The following is a 16,732-nucleotide window of genomic DNA, read 5'->3' as shown; positions in this document are numbered from 1 at the left end:
GCCATGGCCAAGATCACGATGGCGCAGGCGCTGAACGCCGCCCTGCGCGACGCACTGCGCGAGGATGAGCGCGTGCTCGTTTTCGGTGAAGACGTCGGTCCGCTCGGCGGCGTCTTCCGGATCACCGACGGGCTGACCCGCGACTTCGGCGAGCAGCGCTGCTTCGACACCCCGCTGGCCGAGGCCGGCATCGTTGGACTGGCCGTCGGCATGGCGATGGGCGGCTTCCGGCCCGTGGTGGAGATGCAGTTCGACGCCTTCGCCTATCCGGCCTTCGAACAGATCGCCTCACACGTGGCCAAGCTCCGCAACCGGACCCGGGGGCGGCTCGCGCTGCCGATGGTGATCCGTATCCCCTACGCGGGCGGCATCGGGGGAGTCGAGCACCACTGCGACTCCAGCGAGGCGTACTACGCGCACACCCCGGGCCTGAAAGTCGTCACCCCGGCGACGGCCGAGGACGCGTACTGGCTGCTGCGCGACGCCATAGCCGACCCCGACCCGGTGGTCTTCCTGGAGCCGAAGAAGCTGTACTGGTCGAAGGAGGACGTCAACCTCGAGCGGCGCGGAGCGCTGCCGTTCGGGCAGGCGGCGATCCGGCGGAAGGGCCGCGACGCCACGGTCGTCGCGTACGGGCCGTCGGTGCCGGTGGCGCTGGCCGCGGCCGAAGCGGCGGCGGCCGATGGCATCGAGCTGGAGGTCGTGGACCTGCGCACGCTGGTGCCCTTCGACGACGAGACGGTCACGGCATCGGTACACCGGACCGGGCGCTGCCTGGTCGTCCAGGAGGCCCAGGGATTCGCCGGCGTGGGGGCGGAGATCGCCGCACGGGTGCAGGAGCGCTGTTTCCACTCGCTGGCCGCGCCGGTCCTGAGGGTGGCCGGCTTCGACATCCCGTATCCGCCGCCGAAGCTGGAGCACGCGCATCTGCCCAGCGTCGACCGGATCCTCGACGCCGTCGACCGTCTCCAGTTCAGCGACGCGCCGGACACCCGGCATCTGCTGAAGGGAACGGCCGCATGAGCACCGCAGCGCTTCAGGAGCAGCTGTTCCGGCTGCCCGATCTCGGCGAAGGGCTGACCGAGGCCGAGATCATCGAGTGGAAGGTCGCGGTCGGTGACACGGTGACGATCGACCAGATCGTCATCGAGGTCGAGACCGCCAAGGCCGCAGTCGAGGTGCCGGTCCCCTACGCGGGCACCGTGCTGCAACTGCACGCGGAGGCGGGTACGGCGCTGGAGGTGGGGAAGCCGCTGATCACGGTGGGTACGCCGACTTCCGGCCGGCCCGACGGCGCGGGGGAGGGCCCGGGCGTCCAGCCTCCCGTCGATTCGACGTCGGCCGACCCTGCCGCTGAGCGATACCGGGAGGAGGAGCAGGCCGGGTCCGGCAACGTCCTGATCGGCTACGGCACCGGCCACGGCCCGGCACCGCGTCGCCGCCGCCGACGCGGGGGCGCCGCGACGGGAGGCGGCACTGGTGCCGAGGCGGCGCCGTCCGGAGAGCTGCACGCTCCCCGGGTCATATCCCCCCTCGTACGCAGGATGGCGCGGGAACACGGGATCGACCTCGCCGCGTTGGCGCCATCGGGTCCCGCAGGGGTCGTGCTCAGACGAGATGTCGAGCAGGCCGTTGGGCGGGCCGGCCAGCTGGCGACGGACCCCGATACCGCACCGGTCACCCCGGACCGGCAGCAGTCGGCGGATCGCGCACCGCACGCTCGGCCGGCGCCGGCCGGCCCTGAGCGCATCCCGCTGCGCGGAGTCCGCCGCGCGGTCGCGGACAAGCTCTCCCGCAGCCGCACCGAGATCCCCGACGCCACCACCTGGGTCGACGTGGACGCGACGAGCCTGCTCCAAGCCCGGAAGGCCATGCAGGCCGCAGACCCCGGCCGCCCCATCGGGCTGCTGGCCCTGCTCGCCCGATTCTGCATCGCCGGACTGCACCGCTTCCCGGAGCTGAACTCCACCGTCGACACCGAGCGGCGGGAGATCGTCCGCTTCAGCGAGGTGCACCTGGGCTTCGCAGCCCAGACCGAACGCGGCCTGGTGGTCCCCGTCGTCCGCGACGCACAGCGCATGACGACCGCACAACTGGCTGCCGAGCTCGCCCGGTTGACCGGGCTGGCCCGCGACGGGGCCCTGCCGCCTGACCGTCTGACCGGCGGGACCTTCACCCTCAACAACTACGGCGTGTTCGGTGTCGATGGATCCACGCCCATCATCAACCACCCTGAGGCCGCTCTGCTCGGCGCGGGCCGCATCGTGGACAAACCCTGGGTGGTGGACGGCGAGCTGGCCGTCCGCAAGGTCATGCAGCTCTCCCTCAGCTTCGACCACCGGGTCTGTGACGGCGGTGTGGCCGGCGGGTTCCTGCGTTTCGTTGCCGACTGCGTGGAACGCCCGGCGATCCTGCTCGCCGACGTCTGATCCAACCCCGCTTCCCCCACTTTCCCTGCGTCCGCCTGGGCGCCTCACACCCATCAACCTACCGAACGTTCGGCCAGGAGCTCTCAGTGCCCACCGACCAGAATCCCGACTTCTTCGTCCGCCACGCGGCTCTGCTCGACCAGGCGGTGGAGTGTGCCGCCGACCGTACCTACTGGACGCCGTACCAGGAAACCCCCAGCACCTCTGTGTACGGAGCAGAGGCATCGCGGCTGGGCGAGGCCGCCTTCCAAGGCCTCCTCGGCCGCCCCTTCCGCATCGAAGGACATCCGAGCACCGGCACCGTCCCCGCCACCGAAGTCTCGCCCTACGGCTTCCCGCTGGGCATCAGTTACCCGTACCTGCCGCCCGAGGTGGCCGTCGCGACGGCCAAGTCAGCCGCGGTGGCATGGCGCGCCGCGAGCCCGGACACCCGGGCCGGCGTTGCAGCGGAGATCCTTGCCCGGCTGAACGAGGCGAGCTTCGAGATCGCGCACGCCGTCCAGCACACCACCGGCCAGCCCTTCATGATGGCGTTCCAGGCCGGCGGTCCACACGCCCAGGACCGGGGTCTCGAAGCGGTCGCCCACGCATGGAACGAGCAAACGCGCCATCCGGTCGCGGCCCGCTGGAGGAAGCCCCAGCGCAAGGGCGGCCCGCTCGTCATGGACAAGACCTTCACCACCGTGGGACGCGGTGTGGCAGTGCTGATCGCCTGCAACACCTTCCCCACCTGGAACGGCTATCCGGGATTGTTCGCGAGTCTGGTCACCGGCAACCCGGTGGTCGTCAAGCCTCATCGACGTGCCGTGCTGCCACTGGCGATCACCGTGCGGATCGCCCGTGAGGTGCTGGCGGAGGCCGGCTTCGATCCGGACGTGGTACTGCTCGCCGCCGCGAAGCCCGACGAGCGCACCGCCCCCGCCCTGGCCACCCACCCCGATGTGCGCATCGTGGACTACACCGGCTCCAGCGAGTTCGGCGACTGGCTGGAGACCAACGCCCGCCAGGCCGCGGTCCACACCGAGAAGTCCGGGCTCAACACCGTCGTCGTGGACTCCACGGACGATTACGCTGGTCTGCTGCGCAACCTCGCCTTCTCCCTGTCGCTCTACAGCGGCCAGATGTGCACCACCCCGCAGAACATCCTCGTTCCCCGCAACGGCTTCCCCACCGACCAGGGGCGCCGTACGGCCGACGAGTTCGCCGCCGACCTGGGCGCCGCCCTGGACAGGCTGCTGGGCGACCCGGCCCGTGCGGCCGCCACCCTCGGCGCGATCGTGAACGACGGTGTGCTGAAGCGCGTGGCGGAGGCGGCGGAACTCGACCGTGTCGCCCATCCGTCCAGGCGACTCGCCCACCCGGACTTCCCGGACGCGGCCGTCCGTTCCCCGCTGTTGGTCCGGCTCAAGGCCGAGGCCGACGAGGAGACCTACACCAGCGAGTGGTTCGGGCCGGTCTCCTTCGTCATCGGTACCGACTCCACCGCGCACGGCCTGCGTCTCCTGCACGACACCGTACGGCGCCACGGCGCGCTGACCGCCTCCGTGTACGCCACCGACGAGGGTGTGCTGGAGGCGGCACGGGCAACCGCGCTGGAGGCGGGCGTGCACCTGTCGGAGAACCTGACCGGCGCGGTCTTCGTCAACCAGTCCGCCGCCTTCAGCGACTTCCACGGCACCGCGGCCAACCCCGCGGCCAATGCCGCCCTCACCGACCCGGCGTTCGTCACCGGACGCTTCTCGGTCGTCCAGTCCCGGCGCCACGCACCCGCAGAGGAGCACGTCGATGCGTGATGATGAGGTCTACCTGATCGACGGGGCCCGCACTCCGCTCGGCCGCCACCGAGGCGCCCTGGCCTCCGTACGCCCCGACGATCTGGCCGCCCTCGTGGTCGGCGAGGCGGTACGTCGCTCTGGCATCCCGGCCGACACCGTGGACGAGGTGATCCTCGGCGCCGCGAACCAGGCAGGCGAGGACAACCGGGACGTGGCCCGGATGGCCGTCCTGCTGGCCGGACTGCCGGACACCGTGCCCGGATACACCGTCAACCGGCTGTGCGCGTCCGGACTGACGGCCGTCGCCTCGGCCGCCCAGGCGATTCGTGCGGGGGAGGCAGACCTGGTCGTCGCGGGCGGAGTGGAGTCAATGACCCGTGCCCCCTGGGTGATGGCCAAGCCCGGCACACCCTGGGCCCGGCCCGGCGAGGTCCACGACACCTCCCTCGGCTGGCGCTTCACCAACCCGCGCTTCCCGGCCGCGACCAGCCTGTCCATGGGCGAGACCGCCGAGGAGGTCGCCGCCCTGGACGGCATCACCCGCCTCGACGCGGACACCTTCGCGCTGCGCAGCCACCGCAGGGCGGAGGCCGCCCAGAGGGCGGGCCGCTTCAAGGAAGAGATCGTCCCGGTGCCGGTGGCGGACGGCGAGGTGACCCAGGACGAGGGGCCTCGGCCGTCCACCTCGCTGGAGAAGCTCGGCGGACTGCGCACGTCCTTCCGCAGCGACGGGATCATCACCGCGGGCAACTCCTCGCCGCTGTCCGACGGGGCCGCTGCCATCGTGGTGGCGAGTTTGGCGGCGGTCGAACGCTACCGGCTCACCCCCCGGGCCCGCGTCGTCACCGCCGCCTCGGCCGGGGTCGAGCCCCGCTTGATGGGGCTCGGGCCCGTGCCGGCCACCTTGAAGGCACTCGCCCGCGCGGGCTGGCGGCCCGACGACCTGGACGCCGTCGAGGTGAACGAGGCCTTCGCCGCCCAAGCGCTGGCAGTCGTCCGACGCCTGCGGCTCGACGAGGACCGCGTCAATGCCGACGGCGGCGCCATCGCCCTCGGACACCCGCTCGGCTGCTCCGGCGCCCGCATCCTGCTCACCCTGCTCGGACGCATGGAACGCGAGGACGCTCGACGGGGACTGGCGACCATGTGTGTGGGGGTCGGCCAGGGCGTGGCGATGCTGGTGGAGCGCGTATGAGCACGCTGGACGACACGGCGTACGAGACCCTGCGGGTCGAGGCCGGCGCGGACCGGGTCGTCGTGACCCTGCACCGGCCGGAGGCTCGCAACGCCATCAGCAGCGGCATGATCGCCGAACTGCATCGCGTGTGCGAGGACCTGGAGCGCGAGCCGAGGCTGCTGCTGCTCACCGGGCACGGCGGGGTCTTCGCCGGCGGCGCCGACATAGCCGAACTGCGTTGGCGTGGCCGGGAGGAGGCGCTGCAGGGAATCAACAGCCGTCTGTTCGAGCGGGTACGCAGGCTGCCCCTGCCCACCGTGGCCGCGGTGGACGGCTGGGCGCTGGGCGGCGGCGCCGAGCTTGCATACGCCTGCGACATCCGGATCGCCGGGCCAAACGCCGTCTTCGGCAACCCCGAACCTGGCCTGGGCATCCTCGCCGCCGCCGGGGCCTGTTGGCGGCTGCGGGAGCTGCTCGGCGAGTCGGTGGCCAAACAGGTCCTGCTCGCCGGGCGGAACCTCGACGCACCTGCCGCGCTCGCCTGTGGGCTGGTCACGGACGTCGTACCGGCCGAGCGGCTGAACGCCGAGGCACACGCCCTGCTGGACCGCATGGCCCGTTCCTCGGCGCTCGCCCTGCGGCTGACCAAGCTCGTCACCGACGCCCCGGGTGCCCATCCGGTGGCTGACGACCTCGCCCAGGCCGTGCTGTTCGAGGGCCGCGACAAGGAGGAGCGCATGACGCGATTCCTGGAGAAGAACGAGAAGAACGGAGGCCGGGCATGACCTCGGCATCAGCACCGCCCGCCGTTGTGGGGGTGATCGGCGGCGGCCGGATGGGGACCGGTATCGCCCAGTCCTTCGCGGCCGCAGGGTCGTCAGTGGTCGTCGTGGAACACGACGAAGCGGCCGCGACCGTCGCGCTGAACCGCATCGCCGCCGGCCTGAGGCAGGCCGCCGAGCGCGAGGGGCCCGGCGGATCCGCCACCGGTGAGGCACTGGACCGGGTCACCGCCGTGACCTCGATCGCCGAACTTCCCGCCGACGCCGATCTCGTCGTCGAGGCGGTACCCGAAGATGCCGCGCTCAAGGCCCGGCTGCTCGCCGCCGCTGAGCGGGCCGTGGGGGAGCGGTGCGTACTCGCCACCAACACCAGTTCGCTGCCGGTCACCGAACTCGCGGCGGCCCTGAAGCGGCCGGGACGCTTTCTAGGCATGCACTTCTTCAACCCGGTGCCCGTCTCCGCGCTCGTCGAACTGGTCCCCACTCCCGATACCACCGGGGAGACCCTGACAGCGGCGGTCGGCTGGACACACGCCCTGGGCAAGCAGGAGGTCGTCGTCCAGGACTCGCCGGGATTCGCCAGCAGCCGTCTCGGCCTGGCCCTCGGTCTGGAGGCCGTCCGCATGGTCGAGGAGGGGGTCGCCGAGCCGGAGGCCATCGACACGGCCATGCGCCTGGGATACCGGCACCCGATGGGGCCGCTGCGCCTCACCGATGTAGTAGGTCTCGACGTACGGCTGGCCATTGCCGACCACCTGCACAGGACACTCGGGGAGCGGTTCGCCCCGCCGGCATTGCTGCGGGAGAAGGTCGCCCGCGGCGAGCTGGGCCGCAAGACGGGGAAGGGGTTCTACTCATGGCCGTGACCGATGGTGCGCCCACCGAGGCTCAGGAGCCGGGCCGTCCCGCCCGTCACGGGGTCGCCTACGACGTCACCGACGCCGTGGCCGTCATCGAGCTGCGCGGTCCCGGGAGCGGCAACGCGCTCGACACCCATATGCGCAGCGCCCTCCTCATGGCGGCACGCCGCCTGACCACGGACACCGCACGCGGTGTAAGGGCTGCCCTGATCACTGCCCGCGGAAGGCATTTCTGCGTCGGCCAGGACCTCAGGGAGCACGCCCGGCAGCTGAACACCGCGCCCGAGGCGGCCTTCGCGAACCTTCCCAACGACTACAACCCGCTGCTGAAGGAGCTGCACGGGCTGCCGGTCCCGCTCGTCGTGGCCGTCGAGGGCGCATGTGTCGGGGCTGGGCTCGGCATCGCGCTCTGCGCGGATCTGCGCGTCGCCGCCGAAGGAGCCCACTTCGCGACTGCCTTCACCGGCATCGGCCTGGCCTCCGACTCGGGGGTCGCCCGCGGCCTCGCCCGCCAGCTCGGTCCTTCGCGGACCGCAGGACTCATGCTCCTCGGAGACCGCTTCTCCGCACAGGACGCCGAACGCTGGGGCCTGGTCCACCGCGTCGTGGCGGACGGCTCGGCCACGGCTGAGGGGCTGGCCGTCGCCCGCTCCCTCGCAGGCGGACCCACCGCCGCCCACCGAGAGATCAAGGCACTGCTGCGGTCCGCGGCCACCGCCACGCTGCCGGCCGCGCTGGAGCGCGAAGCCGTGATCCAGCGCCGGCTCGGCGCCACCGAGGACCACCGCGAAGCCGTCACGGCGTTCCTCGAACGCCGCAGCCCGGCCTTCCGCGGCCATTGACCCACTCATCGAGTACGACGGGACACGCATACCCCATGAACACCCCCACCGTCACACCATCCGGGCCCCAGGGCCCCGAGGCCACCTTCGAGGACACCATCGCCCGCGACCAGCGCATCGAGCCCCGGGACTGGATGCCCGACGGCTACCGCACCACGCTGATCAGGCAGATCGCCCAGCATGCCCACTCCGAGATCATCGGTATGCAGCCGGAGGGCGAGTGGATCACCCGGGCACCCTCGCTGCGCCGCAAGGCCATCCTCTTCGCCAAGGTGCAGGACGAGGCCGGGCACGGGCTGTACCTCTACTCCGCGGCTGAGACCCTCGGGGCGGACCGCACGGACATGACGGCGCGTCTGATCGACGGCCGCCAGAAGTACTCGTCCATCTTCAACTACCCGACCGAGACCTTCGCCGACGTCGGCGTGATCGGCTGGTTCGTGGACGGCGCGGCGATCTGCAACCAGGTGCCCCTGTGCCGGACGTCGTACGGCCCGTACGGGCGCGCCATGGTCCGTGTGTGCAAGGAGGAGTCCTTCCACCAGCGGCAGGGGTACGAACTCCTGCTGACGATGATGCGCGGCACCGACGAGCAGCGGGAGATGGTGCAGGACGCGGTGAACCGCTGGTGGTGGCCGTCGCTGATGATGTTCGGCCCGCCGGACGCCGACTCGCCCAACTCCGCGCGATCCATGGCCTGGAAGATCAAACGGCACTCCAACGACGAACTGCGACAGCGGTTCGTCGACATGACCGTGCCGCAGGCCCAGAAGCTCGGCGTCACCCTGCCCGACCCCGGCCTGCGGTGGAACGAGGAGCGCGGGCACCACGACTTCGGCGCCCCCGACTGGGACGAGCTGAAGCGCGTGGTCTCCGGCGACGGACCGTGCAACGCCGAACGGATTGCACGGCGCCGGGCCGCCCACGAGGAGGGCGCCTGGGTGCGGGAGGCGGCCTCGGCCCATGCCTCCAAGCGGGCGACCCGGGTGCGTGAAGGAGCGGCGGCATGAGCGGCACCGACCGGACTTCCGCCGGCGGACCCGTCCGCATACGGGACGAGTGGCCGCTGTACGAGGTGTTCGTCCGGGGCAAGCGTGGACTGAACCATGTCCACGTGGGCTCCCTGCGCGCGCCCGACGACGCGATGGCCCTTGTCCACGCCCGCGACCTGTACACCCGGCGCAACGAGGGCGTGAGTGTCTGGGCCGTGCGATCCGACTCCATCGCCGCCTCCACCCTCGCCGAGAAGGATCCCTTCTTCGCGCCCAGCGGCGACAAGGTCTACCGGCACCCGACCTTCTACGACATCCCCGACGACGTACCCCACATCTAGGAGCGGCCGCCAATGAGTCACGAGGATCTGTACGTCGACCACGACAACGCGCAGTGGGCGTTCGGCACCGGTTTCACCGACCCCCTGCACGGCATCGACCAGAGGGTGCCGGACGGCATCGACGCCGGAGACCTTGCCGCCTGCTGTCTGGCCCTGGGCGACGACGCCCTGGTGTCCGCCCAGCGGCTCGCCGAGTGGTGCACACGCGCCCCGGAACTGGAGGAGGAACTCGCCCTGGCCAACATCGGCCTCGACCTGCTCGGCCAGGCCCGGCTGCTGTATGCCAGGACGGGACGGGCCGACGGTACGGGCCGCGGCGAGGACGCGTACGCCTACTTCCGTGATCCAGACGGCTTCCGCAACCTACGGCTGGCCGAACTGCCCGGCGGCGACTTCGCCTTCACGATCACACGGCTGCTCGTGTTGTCCGTCTGGCGGCTGGCCGTCTTCGAGGAGCTCACCAGCGCTCCTGATCCGGTGCTCGCCGCCATCGCCGCCAAGAGCGTGAAGGAGCTCTCCTACCATTGCCACTACGCCGCGGTGTGGACCGTGCGCTTGGGCGACGGGACTCCCGAGTCCCGTGACCGTCTCAGAACGGCGCTGTTCGACGTCGCGCCCTGGCTGGGAGAACCACTGACCGACCGGACCGCAGCCGGTCTGGGCGCCGAGTCCGCAGTGGTCGCCGACCGGACGCTGCGGCATCTCGCCGACGTCCTGGTGCGAGCGGGATTCGACCCCTCCGAGGTCCTGCCTCTCGGCCCGGCGTCCGCCCCCGCCATACCCGGCTCCGGCCGCGACGGTGACCGTACCGAACACCTAGCGCCGCTCCTCACCGAACTCCAGAGCATCGCCCGCGCACACCCGCAGGCGCAATGGTGACGCTCGCGGATGCCGGCGAGCACCGCCGAGATGCGGCGCACCGCGCCTGGCGTACCGCCTGCGAGATCCCCGATCCTGAACTGCCCATGCTGACCCTCGCCGACCTCGGAGTGCTCCGCGGTGTCGAGGTGGAGCAGGACGGTACGGTCGTCGTGCGGCTCACCCCGACCTACTCAGGCTGTCCCGCCGTGGCCGAGATGCGGGCTGAAGCCGCCACCCGGCTGCAGGCGGACGGCTTTCCCGCCGTTCGGGTCGTCACCGTGCTCGACCCGCCCTGGACTACCGACTGGATCACATCCCAGGGCCGTCTCAAGCTCGCCGAACACGGCATCGCACCACCGGGGCCTCGGCGCCTCAGCGAATCCGGGCCGGTGTGGCTGTCCCTCGGGCCGGCCCCGGCGGATGTGCCCTGCCCGCGCTGCGCCTCGGTCGATACCGAGGAGATCTCACGGTTCGCCGCAACCGCCTGCTTGGCGCTCCGCCGCTGCGGCACCTGCCTGGAGCCCTTCGAGCACCTCAAGGACCTTTGATGACGACCCCCTCCCGTCCCCCTGTCACGGCGCGGACCCGTCTGCGTCCCACCTTCCACGCCCTGCGCGTCGCAGCGGTTGAGGGGCTGTGCTCCGACGCCACCGCGCTCACCCTCGCGATACCGGACCGTCTGGCCGAGGAATTCGCGTTTCTCCCCGGCCAGTGCCTCACCGTGCGCCGGGAGATCGACGGCCGCGACGAGCGCCGCTCCTACTCCATCTGCTCCCCCGTCGGGGAACCTCTGCGTATTGGCATCCGCGTCGTACCCGGCGGCCTGTTCTCTTCCTGGCTCGTCCACGGTGTGCGCCCAGGAGACACCCTTGAGGTGATGGGGCCGGCCGGTGCTTTCACCCCCGACCTCAGCGCAGCCGGACAACCCGGTGATTCCGGTCAACCCGGTGGCCTCGGCCACTACGTGCTCATCGCTGCCGGATCCGGCATCACACCGATGCTGTCGATCGCCGCCTCCGTACTCGCCGCCGACGGCTCATCCCGCATCACCCTCCTCTACGGCAACCGGCGCACCGATTCGGTGATGTTCGCGGACGAACTGGCAGACCTGAAAGACCAGTACCCGGCCCGCTTCCAGCTTGTTCACGTGTTGTCCCGCGAGCCGCGCGGGGCCGAAATGCTCTCCGGCCGCCTCGATGCGGCGCGGCTCACCGCCCTGCTCGATGCCCTGGTCGACACCGACGGCGTCGACCAATGGTGGCTGTGCGGTCCGCACGGCATGGTCCGTGACTCCAGCGCCATCCTGGCCGGGCTCGGCGTCCCGGCTGACCGAATCCACCAGGAACTGTTCCACGCCGATGAAGAACCGCCCGCTGCCCGCCACGAGGTCTCGGCGATCGGTCTCGCCACGAGCGAAGTCACCGTCGTCCTGGATGGCAGGGTCACCAGGTTCCCGGCCCCCCGGGACCGCACCGTCCTCGACGCTGCCCAACAGCTCCGCCCCGACCTGCCGTTCGCCTGCAGAGGCGGCGTCTGCGGGACGTGCCGCGCCCTGGTGACCCAGGGCCGGGGGGACATGCGTCGCAACTACGCCCTGGAGCCCGCGGAGGTGGCTGCGGGATACGTCTTGACCTGCCAGACCCGCCCCGCATCGGACGAGCTCACCGTGGACTTCGACATGTGAGCGCGAACATGTCGACAACGTTCGGTTTTCTCGACGATGAACGATCGGAAACCTGCGCTGGAAAAGGCGCATGCCGTTCGGCACAGTAAGCCCGGGTCAATCAATCGCTCTTTTCGAACAGATGTTCGGTGTGACGGGTGAAAGCCTGCTTGCCGCCTTGGTCCCCGACGCGGGAGACCGCGCAAACTCGGGCCGCCCGCAACGTTCGTTGACCGACGGCGTGCGCCTATCGAAATCTTGAGCGGACCGGCAGTAACGGACCGCACTGCATCAACTTATGGAAAGTGAGAGCAAGGCGTGAGTGAGCAGCCGCTCGTAAAGCCCGGAGCGCCCTCCAGACCGGCCCGGCCCAATGTCGACGCTGGAGACGCCGGTTACAGCAAGTCGTTGAAGTCCCGGCACGTCAGCATGATCGCCATCGGCGGTGCCATCGGCACCGGCCTCTTCCTCGGTGCCGGCGGCCGCCTCGCCGAGGCCGGCCCGTCGTTGTTCGTCGCGTACGCGGTCTGCGGCTTCTTCGCCTTCCTCGTCGTCCGCGCGCTCGGCGAACTCGTCCTGTACCGGCCCTCGTCCGGCGCCTTTGTGTCGTACGCCCGGGAGTTCCTCGGCGAGAAGGGCGCCTACACCGCAGGCTGGATGTACTTCCTGAACTGGGCCACGACCGGTATCGCCGACATCACCGCGGTGGCCACCTACACGCACTACTGGGGCATGTTCTCCGACATACCCCAATGGGTGATCGCGCTGATCGCCCTGGCGGTCGTCCTCGCGGTCAACCTGATCTCGGTGCGGATCTTCGGCGAGCTGGAGTTTTGGTTCGCAATCGTCAAGGTCGGCGCCCTTGTCCTCTTCATGTGTATCGGCATCTTCCTGCTGGTGACCCAACACCCCGTCGACGGTCACAACCCCGGTCTGTCCGTGATCAGCGACAACGGGGGCGTCTTCCCCAACGGTCTGCTGCCCATGCTCCTGATCACCCAAGGCGTCATCTTCGCCTACGCCGCAGTCGAGCTGGTCGGCGTTACGGCGGGTGAGACCGAGAACCCCGAGAAGATCATGCCCAAGGCGATCAACTCGATCATGTGGCGCGTGGCGCTGTTCTACGTCGGCTCGGTCATCCTGCTCTCGATGCTGCTTCCGTGGAACAAGTACGTCGCCGGCGAGAGCCCCTTTGTGACGGTGCTGTCCAACATCGGTGTCCCCGCCGCGGGCGGCGTGATGAACCTCGTCGTCCTCACCGCGGCAATGTCCTCGCTCAACTCCGGCCTCTACTCGACCGGCCGTATCCTGCGCTCCATGGCGATGTCCGGCTCGGCGCCGAGGTTCACGAGTGCGATGAGCCGCAGCCAGGTTCCCTACGGTGGCATCCTGCTCACGACCGGTATCTGCGTGCTCGGCGTCGGCCTCAACTTCGTCGTACCGGCGGAGGCGTTCGAGATCGTCCTGAACTTCGCGGCGATCGGCATCCTGGCCACGTGGGGCATGATCATGATCTGCCACCTGCTCTTCTGGCGGAAGACGCAGCAGGGCGAGCTGACGCGTCCTGGCTACCGGCTGCCCGGCTCGCCGTGGACCGAGATCGTGACCCTCGGCTTCCTGGCCTCCGTCCTGGTGCTGATGTATGCCGACGGCGGGGCCGCACGCACCACCGTGCTGTGTCTTCCGCTGATCGTCGGGGCCCTCGTCGCCGGGTGGTTCGGCGTGCGCGGCCGGGTGGCCGGCATGCGCAGGGCAGCCGAGGACGCCCAAGCCAGGCCATGACCTCGACGGCGACACATCGGGGCGGCTCGCCCACGCATCAGTGGCGTGACATCACCTGCCTGATACGGGCCGTGCCGCCAACCTGCCCAGGACGCATTCAACGTGCCCTCGTAACGCTCTTCAATGGCCCGGTGGTCGCCTTACGATCCGACCGCGCCCCAGGGATTCCTGGCCACCGCACACCCCTCGATACGGCACCCAGACCTAGAGCCGGAGGCGCTGATCCTTGTAATCCGCCGCCGTCAGCCCGAGTCAACCGCGAGGCGTAGCGTGACATCACACTCTGCGCGTCCGGCACAAGCTCTCCCACGAGAAAGCCAGCTGTTTCAGGCGCTGTCATGTTCGATCTTCACCGGCTCAGACTTCTCAGGGAGCTCAAGCACCGCGGCACGCTGGCCGCCGTTGCCGCTGCCTTGTCCTACAGTCCATCGACCATTTCTCAGCAGTTGTCGCTGCTGGAGTCCGAGGTCGGCGTCCGGCTACTGGAACACGTCGGTCGGCGGGTACGCCTCACCCAACAGGCGGAGATTCTCGTCGCCCACACCGAGGCTGTCCTGGAGCGGCTGGAACGCGCAGAGACCGACATCGCGACATCCTTGACCGATTTGACCGGAACACTCCGCATCGCCTCCTTTCAGAGTGCGGCGCTGGCCCTGGTCCCCACCGCACTGAACTTGTTGCATGCCGCTCATCCGCTGCTGCGTGTCCATCTCACTCAGATGGAGCGGGAAAGTGCCATTTCTGCTCTGCTAGCGCGTGACTTCGATCTGATCATCGACGTGGAGTACCCCGGTATTCCCGGCCCCCGGCCCGCGGAGGTGGAGCAGGAGGAGTTGTGTGAGGACACCCTGCATCTGGCTCATCCGGCCATTGGGGGCATGGCCGACCCCATGGAGGCTCTCCTCAGCCTGGCAGGACAGCCGTGGATCATGGAGCCCGAAGGAACCATGGCTCGCCGCTGGTCGATGGCACTGTGCCGCGAAGCAGGCTTCGAACCCGACATCCGTTACGAGTCCACCGATCACTTCCTGCATCTGCGGCTAGCCGAACAGGGTCATGCGGCCGCGCTGCTTCCGGGTTTGGCATGGCACGGCCGTCCCCCGACCGTCCCCATACAGCCACTGCCACGGGCTCATCACAGACGCAGACTGCTCACTGCCGTGCGTCGCGGAGGCGGCCAGCACCCCACCATCAAAGCCGCCCGACAGGCACTGCTCCAGGCTGCTGAGCAGCTGGTGCTGTGACCGGATGAGCCGCGGGGGCCCTGCTCTTGTCAGGCCAGACGTCTGAGCACGTCTTCGACCGCGTCGATGAGCGGATCGCCTTCAGTGCCTGCCCGCCGTATGAGACCCAGTTCGACGTCAGGAAGTTCTGGCAGGCCGCCGTACGCGGCGGTGCCGGGTTCCACGCAGGCGGGCAGTAGAGCCGCAGCGCCGAGGCCGGCCCGGACGGCGGCTTGCACGGCGGCCAGGCTGGTGCTTTCGAAAACAACACGCCATGTACGTCCGTTGGCTTCCAGCGCGTCGAGCACCGGCGTGCGCCAGCGACACGGCAGGGAGAACAGCACGAGAGGGAGGGGGTCAGCGCCTGGATCCAGTCCGGGCCCGACGGCCCATCTCAGCGGCAACCGAATCGTCCAGCGCGGTAGGCCGGGCAGGTAGGACGGATCACACAGGGCGATGTGGATGCGTCCGGAGGAAAAGGCCTCCCTCATGTACGGCCCAGGAGCGCTGACCACTTCCAGCGTCGCTTCGGGGTTAAGGCGGGCAAAATCGGCAAGTGCCTGGGGAAACGGTGCAGCGGCGAGGTCCTCGATCAGTCCCACACCGCAATGACCCGTCACCGTTCGCCTTGTTGCGGTGAGCGCCTGGGCAGACAGGGCCAGGATCCGCTCGGCATAGGGCAGCAATGCCTCGCCAGCCTTGGTCGGGCTCACTCCGGTGGCCGTACGGTGCAGCAGTGGCTGTCCGACGGAGCGTTCGAGCTTCCGCAGCTGCTGGCTGAGGGCCGGCTGGCTGTACCCGAGCGCGGCTGCGGCGCGACTGATACTGCCGAGGCGGGCGCAGCTGACGAACATCCGCAGCAACGACGTCTCTAGATCGCGGTCGAAGGCCATAACCGCACGTTATACGGCCCCCTGTTCATTGGGTAGTTCCATCTGAAGGAGCGAATCATTAGCGTCAGTCCCATGCACTACTTCCACGTCGATGTGTTCAGCTCTCGGCCCTTCAGCGGCAACAGCCTCACTGTCTTCCCCGATGCCGCCCAGCTCAGCAGCGGCCAGATGGCGGCCATCACGCGGGAAATGCGCCACTTCGAATCGATCTTCCTGACAGGTGAGGACGCGGGAGACGGAGCTTGGCGGGCCCGCGTCTTCGACCTCGTCGAGGAACTCGACTTCGCCGGCCACCCTGTCATCGGAGCCGCCTGCGTCCTGCACGCGCTGCACGGCAGTGGCGACCGTGAGACGTGGACGATGAAATTGAAAGCCCGCACGGTGGAGATCACCACACACCGGCGTGGTCCTGGGCGGTACGCGAGCGTGCTGGATCAGGGCGCTCCCTCCTTCCTCGGCCAGCCGGACCGCAAGGACCTGGCGTCTTGGTTTTCGCTGAATGAAGAAGACCTGGATGCGGATCTCCCGCCCGAGGTGGTCTCCACCGGTCTGCGCTACCTGGTGCTGCCGGTACGCAGCGGCGCACTCGAACGGGCCCGGATCGCTTTCGATCTCGACACGCCGCTTTCCAGTCTCGGCGCACAGTTCGCCTATCTCCTCGATGCCGACACCTTGGAGTCACGGCACTGGAACAACGACGGGATCGGCGAGGACGTGGCGACCGGAAGCGGAGCAGGATGTGCCGCCGCCTATCTGCGCCGCCACGGCCGCATTCGCGACGGGGAAAAGGTGGTCCTCAGACAGGGCCGGTTCACTGGCCGTCCCAGCCAGATGACGATCAGCGCGCAGGGCCCGAGTGGGGACGTCCGCTCGGTACAGGTCGGCGGCGAAGTCTCGTTCGTCGCGAACGGACGTTTGGAGGAGCTGCCAGCATGAGCGGGTTGCTGGAATACTTCCGGTCCGACAGCCGTCGTCTGGTCGCTGTCGGGTGAACCCATCCGGGGGAGCGGGCCAGGTTCGACGCTATCCTTTTGCGGAGTCGGTCACGACTTCTCTCTGACGGCTCGGCCGGAAGAGCGTCGGCGATGTCACTTAAAGGATGCCGCGTCCGG

At 69.5% G+C, this 16,732-nt stretch carries 16 protein-coding genes; 15 read left to right on the top strand and 1 reads right to left on the bottom strand.

Annotated elements, in window-relative coordinates; translation table 11 throughout:
- Positions 1-3: 3 nt before the first annotated feature.
- The 14 genes from OG472_RS08060 to OG472_RS07995 all read left to right on the top strand — a co-directional run bounded on the left by OG472_RS08060 (position 4) and on the right by OG472_RS07995 (position 14,748).
- Positions 4-1,023 carry an alpha-ketoacid dehydrogenase subunit beta gene (locus OG472_RS08060; protein WP_252308837.1) on the top strand — a complete coding sequence of 340 codons (1,020 nt, stop codon included), beginning with the start codon at positions 4-6 and terminating at the stop codon, positions 1,021-1,023.
- A complete protein-coding gene (locus OG472_RS08055) occupies positions 1,020-2,429 on the top strand; it encodes a dihydrolipoamide acetyltransferase family protein (protein ID WP_386088934.1) in 1,410 nt (469 codons plus the stop codon). The genes OG472_RS08060 and OG472_RS08055 overlap by 4 nt, the downstream gene beginning before the upstream one ends.
- Before the next feature lie 86 nt (positions 2,430-2,515).
- Positions 2,516-4,222, top strand: a complete 1,707-nt coding sequence (paaN, locus tag OG472_RS08050) for a phenylacetic acid degradation protein PaaN (protein WP_405941220.1) — start codon at positions 2,516-2,518, stop codon at positions 4,220-4,222.
- Positions 4,215-5,399: a thiolase family protein gene (locus OG472_RS08045; protein ID WP_405941219.1), complete on the top strand. Its 1,185-nt coding sequence runs from the start codon at positions 4,215-4,217 to the stop codon at positions 5,397-5,399. Before paaN ends, OG472_RS08045 begins: the two co-directional genes overlap by 8 nt.
- Positions 5,396-6,166 (top strand): enoyl-CoA hydratase/isomerase family protein, encoded by a 771-nt coding sequence (locus OG472_RS08040; RefSeq protein WP_405941218.1) that lies wholly within the window; start codon positions 5,396-5,398, stop codon positions 6,164-6,166. The genes OG472_RS08045 and OG472_RS08040 overlap by 4 nt, the downstream gene beginning before the upstream one ends.
- Positions 6,163-7,029: a 3-hydroxyacyl-CoA dehydrogenase family protein gene (locus tag OG472_RS08035; protein ID WP_405941217.1), complete on the top strand. Its 867-nt coding sequence runs from the start codon at positions 6,163-6,165 to the stop codon at positions 7,027-7,029. Before OG472_RS08040 ends, OG472_RS08035 begins: the two co-directional genes overlap by 4 nt.
- Positions 7,020-7,865 (top strand): enoyl-CoA hydratase/isomerase family protein, encoded by an 846-nt coding sequence (locus tag OG472_RS08030; protein ID WP_252308832.1) that lies wholly within the window; start codon positions 7,020-7,022, stop codon positions 7,863-7,865. The genes OG472_RS08035 and OG472_RS08030 overlap by 10 nt, the downstream gene beginning before the upstream one ends.
- 35 nt (positions 7,866-7,900) lie before the next feature.
- A complete protein-coding gene (gene paaA, locus OG472_RS08025) occupies positions 7,901-8,875 on the top strand; it encodes a 1,2-phenylacetyl-CoA epoxidase subunit PaaA (RefSeq protein ID WP_030830738.1) in 975 nt (324 codons plus the stop codon).
- Positions 8,872-9,198: a 1,2-phenylacetyl-CoA epoxidase subunit PaaB gene (paaB, locus tag OG472_RS08020; RefSeq protein WP_030830736.1), complete on the top strand. Its 327-nt coding sequence runs from the start codon at positions 8,872-8,874 to the stop codon at positions 9,196-9,198. Before paaA ends, paaB begins: the two co-directional genes overlap by 4 nt.
- Positions 9,199-9,210: 12 nt before the next feature.
- Entirely contained in the window at positions 9,211-10,077 is an 867-nt protein-coding gene (gene paaC / locus OG472_RS08015; protein WP_386120388.1) for a 1,2-phenylacetyl-CoA epoxidase subunit PaaC, read from the top strand.
- Positions 10,071-10,607 carry a 1,2-phenylacetyl-CoA epoxidase subunit PaaD gene (paaD, locus tag OG472_RS08010; protein WP_314245591.1) on the top strand — a complete coding sequence of 179 codons (537 nt, stop codon included), beginning with the start codon at positions 10,071-10,073 and terminating at the stop codon, positions 10,605-10,607. The genes paaC and paaD overlap by 7 nt, the downstream gene beginning before the upstream one ends.
- Positions 10,607-11,743: a 1,2-phenylacetyl-CoA epoxidase subunit PaaE gene (paaE, locus tag OG472_RS08005; RefSeq protein ID WP_405941216.1), complete on the top strand. Its 1,137-nt coding sequence runs from the start codon at positions 10,607-10,609 to the stop codon at positions 11,741-11,743. The genes paaD and paaE overlap by 1 nt, the downstream gene beginning before the upstream one ends.
- A gap of 297 nt (positions 11,744-12,040) precedes the next feature.
- On the top strand, positions 12,041-13,504 hold the full coding sequence (locus tag OG472_RS08000; RefSeq protein ID WP_405941215.1) for an amino acid permease: 1,464 nt from the start codon (positions 12,041-12,043) through the stop codon (positions 13,502-13,504).
- 338 nt (positions 13,505-13,842) lie between these two features.
- Positions 13,843-14,748: a LysR substrate-binding domain-containing protein gene (locus tag OG472_RS07995; RefSeq protein ID WP_030830728.1), complete on the top strand. Its 906-nt coding sequence runs from the start codon at positions 13,843-13,845 to the stop codon at positions 14,746-14,748.
- Positions 14,749-14,777: 29 nt separating this feature from the next.
- On the opposite strand, the gene OG472_RS07990 is transcribed toward OG472_RS07995, so the two are convergent.
- On the bottom strand, positions 14,778-15,620 hold the full coding sequence (locus tag OG472_RS07990) for a LysR family transcriptional regulator (protein WP_252308826.1): 843 nt from the start codon (positions 15,618-15,620) through the stop codon (positions 14,778-14,780).
- Positions 15,621-15,692: 72 nt separating this feature from the next.
- Here OG472_RS07990 and OG472_RS07985 point away from each other — a divergent pair, with 72 nt between their 5' ends.
- The gene (locus OG472_RS07985; protein WP_252308825.1) at positions 15,693-16,556 is read left to right on the top strand and encodes a PhzF family phenazine biosynthesis protein; all 864 of its coding nucleotides are present in this window, start codon (positions 15,693-15,695) and stop codon (positions 16,554-16,556) included.
- The last annotated feature ends 176 nt before the right edge of the window (positions 16,557-16,732 follow it).

Origin of the sequence: Streptomyces sp. NBC_00207 (genome assembly GCF_045160965.1) — a bacterium.
Classification (GTDB): Bacteria; Actinomycetota; Actinomycetes; order Streptomycetales; family Streptomycetaceae; genus Streptomyces.
The sequence above is the reverse complement of the archived record's forward strand: the minus strand, read 5'-3'. Positions and strand labels throughout refer to the sequence as shown.

Excerpts from the sequence above, each read along its gene's own strand:
- OG472_RS08060 (WP_252308837.1), top strand. The coding sequence starts at position 4 with ATGGCCAAGATCACGATGGCGCAGGCGCTGAACGCCGCCCTGCGCGAC.
- OG472_RS08055 (WP_386088934.1), top strand. The coding sequence starts at position 1,020 with ATGAGCACCGCAGCGCTTCAGGAGCAGCTGTTCCGGCTGCCCGATCTC.
- OG472_RS08045 (WP_405941219.1), top strand. The coding sequence starts at position 4,215 with ATGCGTGATGATGAGGTCTACCTGATCGACGGGGCCCGCACTCCGCTC.
- OG472_RS08040 (WP_405941218.1), top strand. The coding sequence starts at position 5,396 with ATGAGCACGCTGGACGACACGGCGTACGAGACCCTGCGGGTCGAGGCC.
- OG472_RS08035 (WP_405941217.1), top strand. The coding sequence starts at position 6,163 with ATGACCTCGGCATCAGCACCGCCCGCCGTTGTGGGGGTGATCGGCGGC.
- OG472_RS08030 (WP_252308832.1), top strand. The coding sequence starts at position 7,020 with ATGGCCGTGACCGATGGTGCGCCCACCGAGGCTCAGGAGCCGGGCCGT.
- paaA (WP_030830738.1), top strand. The coding sequence starts at position 7,901 with ATGAACACCCCCACCGTCACACCATCCGGGCCCCAGGGCCCCGAGGCC.
- paaB (WP_030830736.1), top strand. The coding sequence starts at position 8,872 with ATGAGCGGCACCGACCGGACTTCCGCCGGCGGACCCGTCCGCATACGG.
- paaC (WP_386120388.1), top strand. The coding sequence starts at position 9,211 with ATGAGTCACGAGGATCTGTACGTCGACCACGACAACGCGCAGTGGGCG.
- paaD (WP_314245591.1), top strand. The coding sequence starts at position 10,071 with ATGGTGACGCTCGCGGATGCCGGCGAGCACCGCCGAGATGCGGCGCAC.
- paaE (WP_405941216.1), top strand. The coding sequence starts at position 10,607 with ATGACGACCCCCTCCCGTCCCCCTGTCACGGCGCGGACCCGTCTGCGT.
- OG472_RS07995 (WP_030830728.1), top strand. The coding sequence starts at position 13,843 with ATGTTCGATCTTCACCGGCTCAGACTTCTCAGGGAGCTCAAGCACCGC.
- OG472_RS07990 (WP_252308826.1), bottom strand. The coding sequence starts at position 15,620 with ATGGCCTTCGACCGCGATCTAGAGACGTCGTTGCTGCGGATGTTCGTC.
- OG472_RS07985 (WP_252308825.1), top strand. The coding sequence starts at position 15,693 with ATGCACTACTTCCACGTCGATGTGTTCAGCTCTCGGCCCTTCAGCGGC.